Source organism: Allobosea sp. GW821-FHT03A12 (assembly GCF_058986765.1).
On sequence record NZ_JBYSVZ010000001.1, the window covers coordinates 295,346 to 312,387 of the forward strand.

The 17,042-nt window shown below is 67.2% G+C and carries 19 protein-coding genes; 12 read left to right on the forward strand and 7 right to left on the reverse strand.

Translation table 11 applies throughout. The features are described 5' to 3' along the window. The first annotated feature begins 68 nt into the window (after nt 1-68). Nucleotides 69-1,223 carry a glycosyltransferase family 4 protein gene (locus AC3WLC_RS01395; protein ID WP_493682156.1) on the forward strand — a complete coding sequence of 385 codons (1,155 nt, stop codon included), beginning with the start codon at nt 69-71 and terminating at the stop codon, nt 1,221-1,223. Next, on the forward strand, nt 1,220-1,891 hold the full coding sequence (locus AC3WLC_RS01400) for a class I SAM-dependent methyltransferase (RefSeq protein ID WP_493682157.1): 672 nt from the start codon (nt 1,220-1,222) through the stop codon (nt 1,889-1,891). The genes AC3WLC_RS01395 and AC3WLC_RS01400 overlap by 4 nt, the downstream gene beginning before the upstream one ends. A gap of 17 nt (nt 1,892-1,908) precedes the next feature. Here AC3WLC_RS01400 and AC3WLC_RS01405 read toward each other — a convergent pair whose 3' ends face one another. From AC3WLC_RS01405 to AC3WLC_RS01420, 4 genes are all read right to left on the reverse strand, one after another. Next, the gene (locus AC3WLC_RS01405) at nt 1,909-2,124 is read right to left on the reverse strand and encodes a DUF1059 domain-containing protein (protein WP_493682158.1); all 216 of its coding nucleotides are present in this window, start codon (nt 2,122-2,124) and stop codon (nt 1,909-1,911) included. Between the two features lie 225 nt (nt 2,125-2,349). Then, on the reverse strand, nt 2,350-3,057 hold the full coding sequence (locus AC3WLC_RS01410) for a L,D-transpeptidase (protein ID WP_493682159.1): 708 nt from the start codon (nt 3,055-3,057) through the stop codon (nt 2,350-2,352). Nucleotides 3,058-3,197: 140 nt separating this feature from the next. After that, nucleotides 3,198-4,265 (reverse strand): patatin-like phospholipase family protein, encoded by a 1,068-nt coding sequence (locus tag AC3WLC_RS01415; RefSeq protein WP_493682160.1) that lies wholly within the window; start codon nt 4,263-4,265, stop codon nt 3,198-3,200. Beyond that, nucleotides 4,262-5,047, reverse strand: coding sequence for a 3-hydroxybutyrate dehydrogenase (locus AC3WLC_RS01420; RefSeq protein WP_493682161.1), 786 nt, complete (start codon nt 5,045-5,047; stop codon nt 4,262-4,264). Before AC3WLC_RS01420 ends, AC3WLC_RS01415 begins: the two co-directional genes overlap by 4 nt. A 117-nt stretch (nt 5,048-5,164) precedes the next feature. Between AC3WLC_RS01420 and AC3WLC_RS01425 the strand changes: the two genes are divergently transcribed. The 3 genes from AC3WLC_RS01425 (at nt 5,165) to AC3WLC_RS01435 (ending at nt 9,189) form a co-directional block, all read left to right on the forward strand. Next, a complete protein-coding gene (locus AC3WLC_RS01425; RefSeq protein ID WP_493682162.1) occupies nt 5,165-5,698 on the forward strand; it encodes a transcriptional repressor in 534 nt (177 codons plus the stop codon). 67 nt (nt 5,699-5,765) lie between these two features. Beyond that, nucleotides 5,766-7,043 (forward strand): flavodoxin-dependent (E)-4-hydroxy-3-methylbut-2-enyl-diphosphate synthase, encoded by a 1,278-nt coding sequence (gene ispG, locus AC3WLC_RS01430; RefSeq protein WP_493682163.1) that lies wholly within the window; start codon nt 5,766-5,768, stop codon nt 7,041-7,043. Between the two features lie 160 nt (nt 7,044-7,203). Continuing rightward, a complete protein-coding gene (locus AC3WLC_RS01435; RefSeq protein WP_493682164.1) occupies nt 7,204-9,189 on the forward strand; it encodes a potassium transporter Kup in 1,986 nt (661 codons plus the stop codon). 4 nt (nt 9,190-9,193) lie between these two features. Here the strand turns inward: AC3WLC_RS01435 and AC3WLC_RS01440 are convergent, their stop codons facing one another. Beyond that, nucleotides 9,194-10,147, reverse strand: coding sequence for a polyprenyl synthetase family protein (locus tag AC3WLC_RS01440; protein ID WP_493682165.1), 954 nt, complete (start codon nt 10,145-10,147; stop codon nt 9,194-9,196). A gap of 122 nt (nt 10,148-10,269) precedes the next feature. Here AC3WLC_RS01440 and mtgA point away from each other — a divergent pair, with 122 nt between their 5' ends. Both mtgA and rpmF read left to right on the forward strand, forming a co-directional pair. Then, the gene (gene mtgA / locus AC3WLC_RS01445) at nt 10,270-10,998 is read left to right on the forward strand and encodes a monofunctional biosynthetic peptidoglycan transglycosylase (protein WP_493682166.1); all 729 of its coding nucleotides are present in this window, start codon (nt 10,270-10,272) and stop codon (nt 10,996-10,998) included. 90 nt (nt 10,999-11,088) lie between these two features. Continuing rightward, nucleotides 11,089-11,274 carry a 50S ribosomal protein L32 gene (gene rpmF / locus AC3WLC_RS01450; RefSeq protein WP_057189713.1) on the forward strand — a complete coding sequence of 62 codons (186 nt, stop codon included), beginning with the start codon at nt 11,089-11,091 and terminating at the stop codon, nt 11,272-11,274. 78 nt (nt 11,275-11,352) lie between these two features. Here rpmF and AC3WLC_RS01455 read toward each other — a convergent pair whose 3' ends face one another. After that, a complete protein-coding gene (locus AC3WLC_RS01455) occupies nt 11,353-11,517 on the reverse strand; it encodes a hypothetical protein (protein WP_346356802.1) in 165 nt (54 codons plus the stop codon). A 221-nt stretch (nt 11,518-11,738) separates the two neighbouring features. On the opposite strand from AC3WLC_RS01455, the gene AC3WLC_RS01460 reads away from it, so the two are divergent. Continuing rightward, a complete protein-coding gene (locus AC3WLC_RS01460; RefSeq protein ID WP_493682167.1) occupies nt 11,739-13,436 on the forward strand; it encodes an EAL domain-containing protein in 1,698 nt (565 codons plus the stop codon). Nucleotides 13,437-13,572: 136 nt separating this feature from the next. Here AC3WLC_RS01460 and phaR read toward each other — a convergent pair whose 3' ends face one another. Further along, nucleotides 13,573-14,148 (reverse strand): polyhydroxyalkanoate synthesis repressor PhaR, encoded by a 576-nt coding sequence (gene phaR / locus AC3WLC_RS01465; RefSeq protein WP_493682168.1) that lies wholly within the window; start codon nt 14,146-14,148, stop codon nt 13,573-13,575. Between the two features lie 249 nt (nt 14,149-14,397). Here phaR and AC3WLC_RS01470 point away from each other — a divergent pair, with 249 nt between their 5' ends. The 4 genes from AC3WLC_RS01470 to AC3WLC_RS01485 all read left to right on the forward strand — a co-directional run bounded on the left by AC3WLC_RS01470 (nt 14,398) and on the right by AC3WLC_RS01485 (nt 17,033). Next, nucleotides 14,398-15,576: an acetyl-CoA C-acetyltransferase gene (locus AC3WLC_RS01470; protein ID WP_493682169.1), complete on the forward strand. Its 1,179-nt coding sequence runs from the start codon at nt 14,398-14,400 to the stop codon at nt 15,574-15,576. A 13-nt stretch (nt 15,577-15,589) separates the two neighbouring features. Further along, on the forward strand, nt 15,590-15,805 hold the full coding sequence (locus tag AC3WLC_RS01475; RefSeq protein WP_493682170.1) for a DUF1737 domain-containing protein: 216 nt from the start codon (nt 15,590-15,592) through the stop codon (nt 15,803-15,805). 40 nt (nt 15,806-15,845) lie between these two features. Continuing rightward, nucleotides 15,846-16,571 carry an acetoacetyl-CoA reductase gene (gene phbB / locus AC3WLC_RS01480; protein ID WP_493682171.1) on the forward strand — a complete coding sequence of 242 codons (726 nt, stop codon included), beginning with the start codon at nt 15,846-15,848 and terminating at the stop codon, nt 16,569-16,571. Between the two features lie 108 nt (nt 16,572-16,679). Continuing rightward, nucleotides 16,680-17,033, forward strand: a complete 354-nt coding sequence (locus AC3WLC_RS01485) for a VOC family protein (RefSeq protein ID WP_493682172.1) — start codon at nt 16,680-16,682, stop codon at nt 17,031-17,033. Nucleotides 17,034-17,042 lie beyond the last annotated feature (9 nt).

A 17,042-nucleotide genomic window follows, 5' to 3' on the forward strand; every position in this document is an offset into this window, starting at 1 on the left:
ATGGCGGGGCTGCCTCCTGGCTTTCTTATGCGCTTGCTTTTCGGCGCGGCATCGGCCTGATGCGCGCCATGGCCCGCCAGAAGCTGTTGTTCGTCGCCACCGAGGACTGGTTCTTCGCCTCGCATTTCCTGCCGATGGCTCGCGCCGCGGCAGAGATGGGGCTCGACGTCGCCGTGATCGCAAGGGAGCGCAACCATCGCAAGGCGATCGAGGCGACCGGTGCAAGGCTGATCGCGCTGGAAGCCGAGCGGCGCTCGCTCTCGCCGGTGGCGCTCATCAAGCAGATCATCGCGCTGAAGCGCCTGCTCGAGCGGGAGAAGCCCGACATCCTGCATTGCATCGCGCTGAAGCCGATCGCGCTCGCCGGCCTTGCCGGGCGGCTCGCCGGGATCGAGCGACGGGTCTATGCGCTGACCGGTCTCGGCTTCCTCGGGGCGCGCGAGGGCGCGGCCGCCGATGCGGCGCGTCTGGCGGCGAAGTTCTGGCTGCGCGAGGCGGTCGACGGGCCGCTGGTGCGCTTCTTGTTCGAGAACCCCGATGACCCGCTGACGCTCGGGCTCGATCCGGCCGATGGGGCGAAGGTCGCGATCGTCGGCGGTGCCGGGGTCGATCCGCTGATCCTGATGCCCGAGCCGATGCCACCGCAGCCGCCGCTCAAGGTCGCCCTCGTCGCGCGCATGCTCTGGTCGAAGGGTGTCGATCTCGCCGTCGAGGCGGTGACTTTGGCGCGCAAGCAGGGCGCCCGAGTCGAATTGACCCTGCATGGCGCGCCCGACCCGTCCAACCCCAAGGCGGTGCCGGAGGCGACCTTGCGGGAGTGGTCGGCGCGGCCGGGGATCAATTGGGCCGGGCCGACGCGCGACATCGAGGGTGTCTGGCGGGGGCATCATGTCTGCTGCCTGCCTTCGCGCGGCGGCGAGGGCCTGCCGCGGACCTTGCTGGAAGGAGCCGCCTGCGGGCGCGCGCTGCTGACCACGGACGTGCCGGGCTGCCGCTCCTTCGTCCGCACCGGCCAGGATGGCTTCGTCGTGCCGGCCAACGACATCGCCGCGCTGGCGCAGGCGCTGGTGACGCTGGCGGCCTCGCCCGGGCAGGTCGAGCGCATGGGGACGAGCGCGCGCGAGCGCCTGCTCGCCGGCTATACCGAGCGCCACGTCATGGATGGGGTCAAGGCGCTCTATCGCTCCCTGCTCGGCCAGCGCCAGGCGGACCTCGTCGCGTGAGCGAAGCCGACGCAAGCAGCGACCGGCTCGCCTTCATCCGCGCCCATACGCGGCTCTTGCCGGTGCCGCATGCGCCGGAGATTTCACTTTACGTCGCCGAGGAGGCGACCGAGCTTTGGCAGAAGACCGAGGACGAGCTGGCGACGATCGGCTTGCCGCCGCCGTTCTGGGCCTTCGCCTGGGCCGGCGGACAGGCGCTGGCGCGCTATATCCTCGACCATCCCGAGACCGTGCGGGCTAAGCGCGTGCTCGATTTCGCCAGCGGCTCCGGCCTCGTCGCCATCGCTGCGGCCAAGACGGGGGCGGCAGAGGTGATCGCAGCCGATATCGACGCCTTTGCCGCTGCCGCGATCGGGCTCAATGCGAAGGCGAATGGCGTTTCGATCGAGGCGCGGCTCGACGACCTCCTCGGCCTCGACCAGGGCTGGGAGGTCATCCTGGCCGGCGACATCTGCTATGAGCGGGAACTGGCGGCGCAGGTGATCGACTGGCTTTCAAGCCTGTCGCAGCGCGGCGCGACCGTACTGATCGGCGACCCCGGCCGGAGCTACCTGCCGAAGGACCGGCTCGCCGAGGTCGCGACCTATCAGGTGCCGGTGACGCGCGCGCTGGAGGACGCCGAGATCAAGAAGAGCTCGGTGTGGCAGCTGGCAGGCGAGGGGCGCTAGAGGGCGGAAGCTTCCGCTCAGGCAGCCCGGCTCGGCGCTTGCTCCGGGGGAATGCCGTCCTTGATGACGCTCCTGAGCATATCCCGCAATTCGGGCGTATCCTGATGCCCGTGAACCCTAACGGCATGCTGGACGGCCGCTTCCAGCAGCTCGCCTTCGGAATCGGCGCCGATCGCGATCGAGCAGTTCATTTCGCTCGGGAATTCACGGCAGTCGATGAATTTGCGTCCCATGGCAATCCTCCCGGATTGGAAGATCCGGCGCCCTTCAGGTCGAAGGGCTGCCTGGCTCACAATACGCCCGGGCGCGATGGCCGCAAAAGCGATATGCGGCCCTACGATGGCGGCAGGAGTGACTATTCGGTCTACTGGCGCCATCGATCAGTGGGCTCGCCGCACATGAAAAAAGGGCGCCGCCGTCACCGGCAGCGCCCTTACCGAAAGCGCGATGATCCCGCCTCAAGCAGGCAGCACGACCACCTTCGTCTTGACCGGCGTGTTGTTGTAGAGGTGGATCATGTCCTGCGTGAGCAGGCCGATGCAGCCGCTGGTGATGCCGTTTCCGATCGATTCCGCGTCGAGCGACGCGTAGATCGTATAGAGCGTGTAGGCGCCGTTCTGGTAGAGATGCAGCGTGCGCGCACCGAGCGGGTTGTCGAGGCCGCCGGGCATGCCGCGGGCGTATTTGGCGGCTTCCGGCTGGCGCTTGATCATCTCCTTGGGCGGCGTCCAGGTCGCCCATTCGGACTTGCGCCCGACATAGGCGTCGCCATTCCAGCGGAAGCCGTCGCGGCCGACATTGGCGCCATAGCGGGTTGCGTTTCCGCCGTCCTCGACGCGGTAGACGTAGTAATTGCCGGGATCGACGATGATCGTGCCCGGCGCTTCCTTGGTGTTGTAGGCGACCGTCTTGCGGAAATATTTCGGATCGACATGGGTGACGTCGATCGCCGGGATCGGGAATTTCTCCTCCGGCACCGGCCCGTAGAGCTTCTGCGCCTCGGCGAGGCTCATGCCGTCGGTGCTGCAGCCGCCGAGCGCGAGCGCGCCGAGGCCGGCGGCCGAGCCGGCCAGGAAGGAGCGGCGGCCAAGGAGGCCCGCCGGGCGCCCGAGCAGGGCGATCTCGTGCATCTTGCGGGCATCGGCCTTGCTATCGTCGATGATCATGTTCCTGGACTTCCCATGTCCTGCTGCCCGACGAGAGAATACTCCGGCATACATCTGCTGAACGTCTTGGCGTGGCGGAGATTGCCGGCACATGGCACGGCTGGCAAGCTCGAGCTTCGCTGCATTTTCGGCTTGATGCCTTACGAAATCGCTTCCTTCAAATCCAGCGTTCCCTGCACGCCGATCGCCGCGTAGTTGCGCTTCAGCCAGCGCTTGGCGGCGGTGCGGCCAAGATCGCGCAGGCTGAGCAGGAAATTCCACTCGGAATTGAGGCGCGAGGAGGAGGTCAGCTGGGCCAGCGGCAGGCCGCCGTCGATGCGGTGCATCAGCACGCGCTTGTAGTCGCCGGTCGAGAGCTTGCCGTCGTCGAGCAGGCGGTTGACGAAGTCGATGGCGCGCAGTTCGCGCAGCAGCGAGGCGTTGAAGGTGATCTCGTTGAGCCGGTCCTGGATCGCGCGGGCATTGGTCGGCAATTCGCGGCGTTCGAGCGGGTTGATCTGCACCAGCAGGATATCGTCGCCGGCGGCTTCGTAGAACAGCGGGAAGAGTGGCGGATTACCCATATAGCCGCCGTCCCAATAGGGCTCGCCGTCGATCTCGACCGCCTGGAACAGCATCGGCAGGCAGGCCGAGGCCATCAGATGGTCGGCAGTCAGCTCCTGGCGGGTGAAGATCTTGATCTTGCCGGTGCGGACATTGGTCGCCGAGATGAAGAGGTTGACGTCGGCGCAGCCCTGGACCTTGCCGAAGTCGATCAGATCGGCGATCACGCCGCGCAGCGGGTTGATGTTGAGCGGGTTGACGTCGTAGGGGCTCGCGACCTTCGAGAGCAGCTCGAACCAGATCAGCCCCGGCGGGCGCCCATCGGTCCAGGCGCCGAGCATGGTGTCGAGCAGCGAGCGTTCCGAGCCGCCATATTTGCCGTCGACGCTGATCCGGCGCCAGAAGTTCTCCAGCGCCGTGCGGGCGCCGTCGATGCCGCCGTCGAGCCAGCCCTCCGTCAGCACCACCGCGTTCATCGCGCCGGCGCTGGCGCCGGTCATAGCCTCGATGGCGATGCGGCCATCGGCGAGGATCTCGTCGAGCACGCCCCAGGTGAAGGCGCCGTGCGCGCCGCCGCCCTGAAGCGCGAGGTTGACCGATTTCTCGGCCTTCGGTCCCGCCAGGCCCTTGACCTGCGGGACGCGGCTGCGCTTGCGGCCGGTCACGCGGCAGTCCAGCCGCCGTCCATCGGCAAGGTCGCGCCGGTGATCGACTTGGCCGCGTCGGTGCAGAGGAAGACGGCAAGCGCCGCGACCTGCTCGACGGTGACGAATTCCTTGGTCGGCTGGGCCAGCAGCAGTACGTCGTTGATGACCTGCTCCTTGGTCAGGCCACGGGCCTTCATCGTGTCGGGGATCTGCTTCTCGACCAGTGGCGTCCAGACATAGCCGGGCGCGATGGCGTTGACGGTGATGCCATTGGTCGCGACCTCCAGCGCCACCGTCTTGGTGAAGCCGGCGATGCCATGCTTGGCCGAGACATAGGCCGACTTGAACGGCGAGGCGACGAAAGCGTGAGCGCTGGCCGTGTTGATGATCCGGCCCCAGCCCTTCGCCTTCATCTTCGGCAGGGCGGCACGGGTGGTGTGGAAGGCCGAGGACAGGTTGATCGCGATGATCTGGTCCCATTTCTCGATCGGGAACTCGTCGACCGGGGCGACATGCTGGATACCGGCATTGTTGACGAGGATGTCGATGGCGCCGAATTCGGTCTCGGCCTCGGCGACCATGGCGGCGATCTCGTCGGGCTTCATCATGTTGGCGGCCGAGTAGCGTGCCTTGACCTTGAAGTCGGCCTCGATCGCGCTGCGCTCCTTCTCGATCGCGTCGGCATCACCGAAGCCGTTGATCACGACATTGGCACCTTCGGCTGCGAGCGCGCGGGCGTAGGCGAGGCCGATGCCGGAGGTGGAGCCGGTGACGAGGGCGGTACGATCTTTGAGGAACATGGGGCGGCTCCTGACATTTGGCCTGAGAACGCTTAGCTTACCGGCGGAGGCTGGCAGGGCGCCAGCGAGGGAGCGTCGGTCACCAGGACGGTGCCCGATGTGCTATTGCAACGCAACATGACGAAAATGCAGCCTGCAAGCGACGCTCATCATCACGATCACGAGCATGGTCTCTGCCAGCATGCGCACGACCATTCGCGCCATGCCGCCGCCGGATTGGCGCGGGCCGAGAAGGTCTGCCGCGAGCGCGGCCTGCGGCTGACGCCGATCCGGCGCAAGGCGCTGGAGGCGCTCTATGCCGACCACAAGCCTGTCGGCGCCTATGACCTCGCCGACCGGATCTCGCCACCGGGTGGGCGTCGGCTGGCGCCGATCTCGATCTATCGGGCGCTCGACTTCCTGGTCGAACAGGGCTTCGTGCACCGCTTGAGCTCGCGCAATGCCTTCATCGCCTGCCCGCACGGCCATGGCGCCAACGAGGCGGTCGCCTTCCTGATCTGCGAAATCTGCGGTGGCGTCGACGAGGATGCCTCGCCGGCGATGCGCCAGGCGATCCGGGGCATGGCCGAGGGAAGGCGCTTCCAGATCTCCTATCAGGTGGTCGAGATCGTCGGCCGCTGCGAGCATTGTCGCGACGCTGCCGCAGCTTGACGATCATCATGCAAGGGCGCAGTGCAGCCGCGACGAGCCGCTGCCGGCAAAGGATCCGGACCATTCCATGAGCGATCAGCCGCTGACCTGCCTGCCTGAGGGGCCCGACGCCGCACCGGCGCCGCGCAAGCGCACCGTGCCGGTGATGGTCGGCCATGTGCAGGTCGGTGGCGGTGCGCCGATCGTGGTGCAGTCGATGACCAACACCGACACCGCCGACATTCCGGCGACGGTCGGGCAGGTCGCTGCACTGGCGCGGGCGGGCTCGGAGCTGGTGCGGATCACCGTCGACCGCGACGAGGCGGCGGCGGCGGTGCCGCATATCCGCGAGCGGCTCGACATCCTCGGCATCGACGTGCCGCTGGTCGGCGATTTCCACTATATCGGCCACAAGCTGCTGAGCGATCATCCTGCCTGCGCCGAAGCCTTGGCGAAATACCGGATCAACCCCGGCAATGTCGGCTTCAAGGACAAGAAGGACAAGCAGTTCGGCCAGATCGTCGAGCTTGCGATCAAGCACGGCAAGAGCGTGCGGATCGGCGCGAACTGGGGCTCGCTCGACCAGGAACTGCTGACCTCGCTGATGGACATCAACGCGGCCGCGCCAAAGCCGCTGGATGCGCGCGCCGTGATGCGCGAGGCGATGGTGCAGTCTGCCCTGCTCTCGGCCGAGCGCGCCGAGGAGATCGGTCTTTCGAAGGACAAGATCATCCTCTCGGCCAAGGTCTCGGGCGTGCAGGACCTGATCGCGGTCTACCGCATGCTGGCTGAGCGGAGCGATTATGCCATCCATCTCGGCCTGACCGAGGCCGGCATGGGCTCGAAGGGCCTCGTCGCCTCCTCGGCGGCGCTCGGCGTGCTGCTGCAGGACGGGATCGGTGACACCATCCGCTTCTCGCTGACGCCGGAACCTGGGGGCGACCGCACGCTCGAGGTCAAGGCCTCGCAGGAATTGCTGCAGACCATGGGTTTCCGCGCCTTCGTGCCGCTGGTCGCGGCCTGCCCGGGCTGCGGGCGCACGACCTCGACGGTGTTCCAGGAACTGGCGATGGATATCCAGAGCTGGATCTCCACCTCCATGCCCGAATGGAAGACGCGCTATCCGGGCATCGAGGCGCTCAACGTCGCGGTGATGGGCTGCATCGTCAACGGACCCGGCGAATCCAAGCATGCCGATATCGGCATCTCGCTGCCGGGCACGGGCGAGACGCCGACTGCGCCGGTCTTCGTCGACGGCAAGAAGGTTGCGACCCTGCGCGGACCGTCGATCGCCGCCGAGTTCAAGGCGATGGTCGAGACTTACGTCGAGCGGCGCTATGGCGCCCGCGCCGCCGCGGCCGAATAGGCGCAGGCGATTATTCAATCGTTTGAAGCGATTTCCGGCGCGCGCTGCGTGAAAGTGGCTGCCCTGCTGCGGGAACATGCTCTAGCGTCTTTGCCTGACAGACATGCCGTGCTAGAGGCCCCGGCCTTTCGCTGCATTGCAGCACCCGCGGAGCGCCCTGATGGGTCATGACCAGCAGCACCCGCCGGCCGCCAAGCCGGATGGGGATCGCTTCGGGCTCGACGAGCCGGCCGGCAACGGCCATTCCACGCAGAGCTATGCCGCTTTGGCACTCGGGGCGCTCGGCGTCGTCTACGGCGATATCGGCACCAGCCCGCTCTACGCGTTGCGCGAAACGATCCTGGCTGCGACCGGCGCGGCTTCCGGCGGGCATGGCGGCGGCGCGGAGGTCGTCCTGAGCGGCCCGCTGCCGCGCGCGGCGGTGATCGGCGTGCTCTCGCTGATCCTGTGGTCGCTGGTCGTCGTGGTGACACTGAAATACGTCGTGCTGCTGCTGCGGGCCGACAACAACGGCGAGGGCGGCACGCTGACCCTGGTCGCGCTGGCGCAGCGCGCGCTGGGACGCACGCGCGGCGGCATCGTGCTCTTCCTCGGCATGGCCGGCGCTGCGCTGTTCTACGGCGATGCGGTGATCACGCCGGCGATTTCGGTGCTCTCGGCGGTCGAAGGCCTGAAGCTGGTGACGCCGCTGTTCGACGACTACGTCATCACCATCGCCTCGGTGATCCTGATCGCGCTGTTCCTGGTGCAGAGCCGCGGCACCGGCAAGGTCGCCAACTTCTTCGGCCCGATCATGACGATCTGGTTCCTGACGCTGGGCGGGCTCGGCATCTACCATATCGCCGACGATCTCGGCGTCTTCGCCTCGATTAACCCGTATTATGGGGTGCGCTTCTTCTTCGACCATCCCGGGCTGTCGCTCGCCGTGCTCGGCAGCGTCTGCCTCGCGGTGACCGGCGCCGAGGCGCTCTATGCCGATATGGGCCATTTCGGCCGCGGGCCGATCCGCAGCGCCTGGATCTTCCTGGTCTTCCCGGCGCTCTGGCTCAACTATCTCGGCCAGGGCGCGCTGATCCTGTCCGACCCGACCGCGATCGACAATCCGTTCTACAAGCTCGCGCCGCCGGCGCTGATCCTGCCGCTGGTGATCATGGCGACGCTCGCGACCATCATCGCCAGCCAGGCGGTGATCACCGGCGCCTATTCGCTGACCCGGCAGGCGATCCAGCTCGGCCTGCTGCCGCGCCTCGAGATCCGCCACACCTCCGAGCACACTTCCGGCCAGATCTACATCCCGCGCATCAACGTGCTGCTGCTGTTCACGGTGCTGCTGCTGGTCTGGACCTTCAAGACCTCGTCCAACCTGTCGCACGCCTATGGCATCTCGGTGTTCGGGGCGATGCTGGTCGATTCGTTGCTCGCTTTCATCGTGATCTGGAGGGGCTGGCGCTGGGGATTGGTAACCGCCGCGGCGGTGATCCTGCCCTTCCTGATCATCGACGTCGCCTTCTTCTCGGCGAACCTGCTGAAGCTGTTCAGTGGCGGCTATGTGCCGGTGCTGTTCGCCTTCGCGCTGATCGTGCTGATGTGGACCTGGGTGCGCGGTACCAAGATCCTGTTCGACAAGACCCGCAAGACCGACGTGCCGCTGCTCGAGCTGGTCGGCATGCTGACCAAGAGCCCGCCCTACCGGGTCAAGGGCATGGCGGTGTTCCTGACCAGCGACCCCGAGACCGCGCCGGCCTCGCTGCTGCACAACCTCAAGCACAACAAGGTGCTGCACGAGCGCAACGTCATCCTCACCGTGCGCTCGGCCGATACCCCGCGCGTCGCCGAGAGCGAGCGCGTCAGGCTCTCGCGCATCACCGACGATTTCTGGCGTGTCGAGATGGTCTACGGCTACATGGAAAGCCCCAACGTTCCGAAGGGCCTGGCCATCCTGCGCAAGCAGGGCTTCAAGTTCGACATCATGTCGACCTCGTTCTTCCTGTCGCGCCGCTCGATCAAGCCCTCGCCGCAATCGGGCATGCCGATCTGGCAGGATAATCTCTATATCGGCCTGACCAAGAGCGCGACCGACGCCACCAACTTCTTCCAGATCCCGACCGGCCGCGTCGTCGAGGTCGGCACGCAGGTCACGGTCTGACGGGTCAGCTCTTGCGCTGCGCAGTGAACTGCGCGGCCGCGCGCAGCATCGCCGCCTCCGGTCCGAAACCGGCAAGCGCGGCGATCGCCTCGTCGCTCAGCCGGTCGCGCTCGCTTTTGGCCACGTCGAGCCCCAGCGCGGTGACCAGCGTCGCCTTGCCCTTGGCGTCGTCCTTGGCAGTCGCCTTGCCCATCTGCTCGGGGCTGGCTTCGATGTCCAGGATGTCGTCGGCGACCTGGAAGGCGGCGCCGAGCGCCTTGCCGTAGCGCTCCAGCGCGGCCATCCGCTTGGGATCGGCCTGGCCGAGGCGGGCGCCGATCAGGACGCTGCCGGCGAGCAGCGCACCGGTCTTCATTGCCTGCATCCGGCGGATTTGCGCCTCGTCGAGCTTCTCCGCCGCGCCATCCGCAGCAAAGCGCCCTTCGGCGGCAAGATCGAGCATCTGGCCGCCGACCATGCCGCCGAGGCCGAGCGCGCGGGAAAAGAGCAGGATGATCGCGGCGCGGGTCTCGCCGTCCGGATGGGTCCTCTGATCGGCGATGACGTCGAAGGCGAGGGTCAGCAGGCCGTCGCCGGCGAGGATCGCGGTCGCCTCGTCATAGGCCTTGTGCACGGTCGGGCGGCCGCGGCGGGTGTCGTCATCGTCCATGGCCGGCAGGTCGTCATGGACCAGCGAATAGCAGTGGGCGAGCTCGACGGCGGCGCCGGCGCGCAGCGCCCGCTCGGGCGGCACGCCGAAGAGCCGGGCGGTCTCGACGACGAGGAAGGGCCGCAGCCGCTTGCCGCCGCCGAGCGCGCCATGGCGCATGGCGGCGAGGAGTCGAGCCGGGCGATGGATCTCGCCGGCCTCGGACTTGTCCTGCAGCAAGGTATCGAGCAGGGCTTGGATCGCTTCTGCCGCCTCCGACAAGGCGCTGGCCAGTGCCGTGGCGGGGGCGGTCCGTTCGACGGAACTCATCAATCGTCTCTCGCGTTGGCTGGCCGAAACTTGGCGCGGGGCTTGCCGGAGGCGGTCGTAATCGTCAAGCGTGGGGCATGACGCAGATGGCAGACAATCCAGCTCCGCGACGCGGGAGCCTCGTGGGGCGGATTGCTCGTGCCCTGATCCGGTTGGCGCTGCTGCTGGCGATCGTCTTTGCCGGCCTGCTGCTGCTCTACCGCTTCGTGCCGCCGCCTTCGACGCTGATGCTCGGCCGCTGGCTTACTTTCCGCACGGTGGAGCGCGACTGGGTGCCGCTGTCGCAGATCTCACCCTATCTGATCCGCGCCGTGATCGCCTCGGAGGACCAGCGCTTCTGCTCGCACAAGGGCGTCGACTGGGGCGAGCTCAACGCCGTGCTGCAGGACGAGGACGGGCCGAGCCGCGGCGCCTCGACGCTGACGATGCAGACCGCCAAGAACCTCTTCCTCTGGCCGGGCCGCTCCTATCTGCGCAAGGGGCTGGAGCTCCCGATCGCTCTGGCGATCGACCTCGCCTGGCCGAAGTGGCGGGTGATCGAGGTCTATCTCAACATCGCCGAATGGGGAGACGGCGTCTTCGGGGCGGAAGCGGCGGCCCAGCGCCATTTCGGCAAGCCGGCCGCGCGCCTTACGCCGGCCGAGGCTGCCAGGCTCGCAGGTGCCCTGCCGAACCCGATCCTGCGCAACCCGTCGCGGCCGAGCCGGGCCTTGCAGGCGGCAGCGGGGCGGGTGCAACGGCGGATGAACCAGCTCGGCCCGCTCGCCAACTGTGCATTGCCGACGGCTTCGGCGGCGCAGGCACCATTTTTTCCGCTGCATGGTCTAGCCAGAGCGCGCATGAGCGTGTAAAGGCCAGCCCTCATCACGAATGTGACGTCGTCGCGACAGTGGTGCGGGTGAAATGCCCCGCCTCGCGCGAAGGCATGATGGAGAGTACCGATGGCCGTTCCGAAGAGAAAGACTTCGCCGTCGAAGCGCGGCATGCGCCGCTCGGCCGACGCGCTGAAGCAGCCCACCTATATCGAAGACAAGAACTCGGGCGAGCTGCGCCGTCCGCACCATATCGACCTGAAGTCCGGCATGTATCGCGGCCGTCAGGTGCTGAAGGCCAAGACCGAGGCCTGATATGGCAGGGCCCTGCGGGGCCTCGTCTTCGAGACCGAAGAGCGCCGGCCGCAAGGCCGGCCTTTTTGCGTTTGCGCCTTAGGCCGAGTGCAGGAGCCTGCGCGGCGGCTGGCGCTGCGCCATCCCCTCGTAATAGCGGCGGGCGCCGATGAAGGGCGTCTCGCGGTCGCGGCCGGCGAAGGGGCCGATCCCGGCCTGGCTCGCGGCGAGCTGGACGAGGAAGGCCGCGGGGACGCGCGGCAAGGGCTGCTCTCGATCTGCGAAGGCTGCTTCAGGGGGCGATTGTGCCTCGACCATCGTGCCGCTCCGGAACATCTGGGGGTTCGGGAGCGAATCCTTGCAATCCGGGCGCCGGCCTTAACCGGCCGTTAACGCCGCCGCCTGCATCGTTTCGGGACAATTTTCAGCCCTTCCGCAATCAGAACGGGGCGGTCCTCCAACCCGTGGTCCGAGGCAGCCGCACCATGTCTGCGCCGTCCCTGTTCGGTTCCCGCGACGAGAGGATCGTCGAGCCGCGCAGCCTGCTCTCGTCGATCGGCGAAGTGGCCTATAGCTGGGACATCGGTGCCGACACGCTGAGCTGGGGCCCGAATGCGGCCGAGGTGCTGGGGCCGGTGTCGGCCGCGGTTCTGCAGCGTGGCCTGTCCTTCGCAGGGCTGGTCGAGCCCGGCAGCGGGCGCAGCCGCTACGACGCGATCTTCTCCTCGGGCGGGCATGATTTCGGCGACGGCGCGGTCTATCGCACGCGCTATGCCGCCGATCTCGCCGGCCGCAAGATGTGGATCGAGGATGCCGGGCGCTGGTTCGCCGGGATCGACGGCCGCCCCAGCCGCGCGCGCGGCGTGCTCAGGCTGGAGCGGGCGGTGCGGCCGGAGGAGCTCTCCGCGACCGACAGCGATCTTTGCGATCGCAATGTGCTGGTCGAGCGGGTCGACGAGGCCCTGGCCGAGCATCTTCCGGCGGAGCGGTCCGTCGTCCTGCTGATCGCGGCGATCGGCGAGCTTGCGCGCCTCAACGGCGATTTCGGCCATGAGGGCACCGAGGAGATCATCGAAGAGGTCCGCCAGCGCCTGCATTCGGTGATGCGCCGGCGCGACCAGCTGATGCACTATTCCGGCAACCGTTTCGCCATCCTGCTCAGCGGCTGCCCGGCGAACCAGATCGAGGCGGCGGCGCAGCGCTTCATCAAGGCGGTGGCGCGTTCGGCGGTCGAGACCTCACGCGGGATCGCGCTGGCCCGGCTGCGCGTCGGCGCCGCGATCGCCCCGGACCTGTCGCGCCATGGCTCGGTGCTGGTCAAGGCGGCCGAGAATGCGCTCGCCGGAGCCGAGGCAACGGGGCTCGACACTGCCATGATCGCGCGCCGGTCTGCCACGGCTGAGGCTGGCGGCGCCGCGCCGCGGCTCGACCTCGAAGCCGTCGCCGCGTTGAACGAGCGCAAGGTCAGGCTGGCCTTCCAGCCGGTGGTGGCGGCGAGGGGACGGGCGCTGGCCTTCAACGAGGCGCTCTTGCGGGTCGAACGCCCGCAGGGCGGCTTCCTCGCCGCGGCCGAGCTGGTGCCCCTGCTCGAGCGCCGGGGGCTGATGAACCTGTTCGACCATCGCGTGCTCGAGCTTGCCATGACGCATCTGGCGGAGCGGCAGGATGCGGTGCTGTCGATCAACGTCTCGCCGCGCACGCTGGCGGAAGCGGACTGGATCGACGGCTTCGAGGCGAGTGCCCGGGCGAACCCGATCGCTGTGAAGCGCCTGATCGTCGAGGTCACGGAGACGGCGACGATCGAAGATCCCAGCCGAATGGCCAAGCTGCTGACGAGGATCAAGCAGCGCGGTGCCCGGGTCGCGATCGACGATTTCGGCGCGGGCCACACCTCGCTGCGGCACCTGCGCGCCTTCCCGATCGACATCCTCAAGCTCGACGGCGCCTTCACGCAGAACCTGCTGCGCTCGACCGACGACCGCTTCTTCGTGCGCACCTTGCTCGAACTCGCCCATCATCTCGGTGTCGAGACCGTCGCCGAATGGGTCGACGACGAGCTGCAAGCCTCGATGCTGTGCGATTGGGGCGTCACCTATCTGCAGGGGCACCTGGTCGGCAAGGCCGAGCTGGCCGCGTCGGACGGCCTGCAGGAGAACGACCCGCCGCTGCGCGCGGCGGGCTGATATCGCGGGCGATCAGCTCCACTGGATCGCCCGCACCCTTTCGGGCGCAAAGTGACGATCCAGTTCTTTAGCGATGCATCGGATTCTTCCGTAAAGTGGATCCCACTTTACGGTTCGATGTACCAGGAGCCGCCGTTCACTTGTCCTTGGCGAGCTTGTCGAGCCGCTCGCGCATCTCATTGAGCTCGCGCTTGAGGTTGCTGAGCTCGCCGTTCTCGCTTTGGGCCGGCGCTTCACCCTTGCCCTTTGCGGCGGCAGCCGCCGCGAACGGGTTGAACAGGCGGAAGGCCTCGGTGAACATCGCCATATTGGCGCGGGTCTGGGCCTGGAGCGCATCGATCGCGCCGGTGCCGAAGGCTTTGCTCATCTGCTCGCGGATCTTGTTCTGATCCTGCGTCAGATGCTCCATCGAGAATTCGAGATAGCGCGGCACCAGCGCCTGCATGCTGTCGCCGTAGAAGCGGATCAGCTGGCGCAGGAAGGCGATCGGCAGGAGGTTCTGCCCGTCCTTGCTCTCTTCCTCGAAGATGATCTGGGCGAGCACCGAGCGGGTGATGTCCTCGCCGCTCTTGGCGTCGTAGACGACGAAGTCCTCGCCCTTGCGCACCAGCCCGGCCAGATCCTCCAGCGTCACGTAGGAGCTCGTACCCGTATGGTATAGCCGGCGATTGGCGTATTTCTTGATGACAGTCGGTTCTTTGTCGCTGGCCATCGACACCCACACGGCTTGTTGCGGCCATGCCCGAGGGTTCGGGCAAGGCCGGAGAACGGTCCCGGGAGGAACGATAACTCTTCGGCCGCCTGCTGCAAGTTTTTTGAGCGCGAGACGAGATCGGGCCGAGTCTGCCTCGAAGATGAGCTTGGTCGCTCAGCCGGCTTGACGGCGTCGTTTCACCCTTCGAAGGTGGGCTGGACAAGCCGCTGCGCCGCGTGGCCGGCGGGAGAACCGGAGGATGAGCCCATGGCTGAGAATGACATCGTGATCGTCGGCGCCGCGCGCACGGCGGTCGGCTCCTTCAACGGCGCTTTCGCCAACACGCCGGCTCACGATCTCGGCTCGGCGGTGATCAAGGAGGTGCTGAAGCGTGCCAAGGTCGATGCCGGCGAGGTCGACGAGGTCATCCTCGGCCAGGTGCTGACGGCGGCGCAGGGCCAGAACCCCGCCCGCAAGGCGGCCGTCGATGCCGGCGTGCCGCAGGGCTCGACCGCCTGGGGCCTCAACCAGGTCTGCGGCTCGGGCCTGCGCGCGGTCTCGATCGGCATGCAGCAGATCGCCAATGGCGACGCCGACATCATCGTCGCCGGCGGCCAGGAATCGATGTCGCTCTCGGCCCACGCCGCGCATATGCGCGCCGGCACCAAGATGGGCGACGTCAAGTTCATCGACACGATGATCAAGGACGGCCTCTGGGACATCTTCCACGGCTACCATATGGGCACCACGGCGGAGAACGTCGCCGCCAAATGGCAGATCAGCCGCGAGGAGCAGGACCGCTTCGCCGTTGGCTCGCAGAACAAGGCCGAGGCCGCCCGCAAGGCCGGCCGCTTCAAGGATGAGATCGCGCCGATCACGCTCTCGACGCGCAAGGGCGACATCATCGTCGACACCGACGAATACATCCGCGACGGCGCGACGCTGGAGGCGATGGCCAAGCTCAAGCCCGCCTTCTCGAAGGACGGCACGGTGACCGCCGGCAATGCCTCGGGTCTCAATGACGGGGCCGCCGCGCTCGTGCTGATGACGGCGAAGGAAGCGAGCAAGCGCGGCCTGACCCCGCTCGCCCGCATTGCCTCCTGGGCGACGGCCGGCGTCGATCCGGCGATCATGGGCTCGGGCCCGATCCCGGCGACCCGCAAGGCCTTGGAGAAGGCCGGCTGGAAGGTCGGCGATCTCGACCTCGTCGAGGCTAACGAGGCCTTCGCGGCGCAGGCGCTGGCTGTGAACAAGGACCTCGGCTGGGATCCTGCGATCGTCAACGTCAACGGTGGCGCCATCGCGATCGGCCATCCGATCGGCGCGTCCGGGGCGCGCGTGCTGGTGACGCTGCTGCACGAAATGGCCAAGCGCGACGCCAAGAAGGGCCTCGCCACGCTGTGCATCGGCGGCGGCATGGGCATCGCCCTGGCGGTGGAGCGCTGAGCAGCGCCTCGCCATGCCCAAGCAGACCACGCTCTATCGCTATCTCACCGGCCCCGATGACGCCTCGTTCTGTCATCGGGTCTCGGAGGCGCTGAGCCGTGGCTGGGTGCTCTATGGCCACCCGACCCTGACCTATGACGAGAAGGCGGGGCGGGTGATCTGCGGCCAGGCGATCATCAAGGATGTCGACCGGACTTACGAGCCCGGTCTCGATCTCAGCAAAGAATAACGCGGCCTTCATAGCCGCGTCTAAGAGGGAGAAGACGACGATGGCTAAGGTTGCATTGGTGACGGGTGGGTCCCGCGGTATCGGGGAGGCGATCTCGAAGGGCCTGAAGGCGGCCGGCTACACCGTGGCGGCGAGTTATGCCGGCAACGACGAGGCGGCGGCCAAGTTCACAGCCGAGACCGGCATCAAGACCTATAAATGGGACGTCTCGGACTATGAGTCCTGCGTCGCCGGGATCGCCAAGGTCGAGGCCGAGCTCGGCCCGGTCGACGTGCTCGTCAACAACGCCGGCATCACCCGCGACGGCATGTTCCACAAGATGACCAAGGAGCAGTGGGACGCGGTCATCAACACCAACCTCAACTCGCTCTTCAACATGACCCGCCCGGTCTGGGAGGGCATGCGCGCCCGCAAGTTCGGCCGCGTCATCTGCATCTCGTCGATCAACGGCCAGAAGGGCCAGATGGGGCAGGTCAACTACTCCGCCGCCAAGGCCGGCGATATCGGCTTCGTCAAGGCGCTGGCGCAGGAGGGCGCACGGGCCGGCATCACGGTCAATGCGATCTGCCCCGGCTATATCGCGACCGAGATGGTCAAGGCGATCGATCCGGCTGTGATCGAGAAGTCGATCCTGCCGCATATCCCGGTCGGACGCCTCGGCGAACCCGCAGAGATCGCGCGCGCGGTGGTGTTCCTAGCCAGCGACGAGGCCGGCTTCATTACCGGCTCGACCCTTTCCGCCAATGGCGGCCAGTACATGGCGTGACATGGGCCCGGCTGCCGCCGGCATCACGATGCCGGCGGCCGCAATTTACCCGAAATGCGATGGCCAGTGGCCGGGCCTGCGAATGGCAGGCCGGCGGATTCGGGTTTTATGACAGCGATAAAGGGCAGTATCGGCGCGGTGTTCGTGCCCGTCGCCGATATCGAGCGCGCCAAGGCGTGGTATGCACGGCTTCTGGCACTCCCGTCCCCGCCGGACACCGTTCACGGGCATCTGGCCGTCTTCCCGGCGGTAGAGCGGGATACGCGCTTGGTACTGGACGCGAAGATTTTCGTCCCAGGTCCGATTCGGGACGCTCCGCTTTTCCATTTCAACGCGGACGATTTGGACGAAGCCTATAAGCACGTGGTCGCGCTTGGGGCGGAGATCGTCACGCCGCCGCAAGCTGGCCATTGGTTCACCTTCCGCGACCCCGACGGCAATGTCGTGATGGTTTGCCGTTGAGGTGTCATC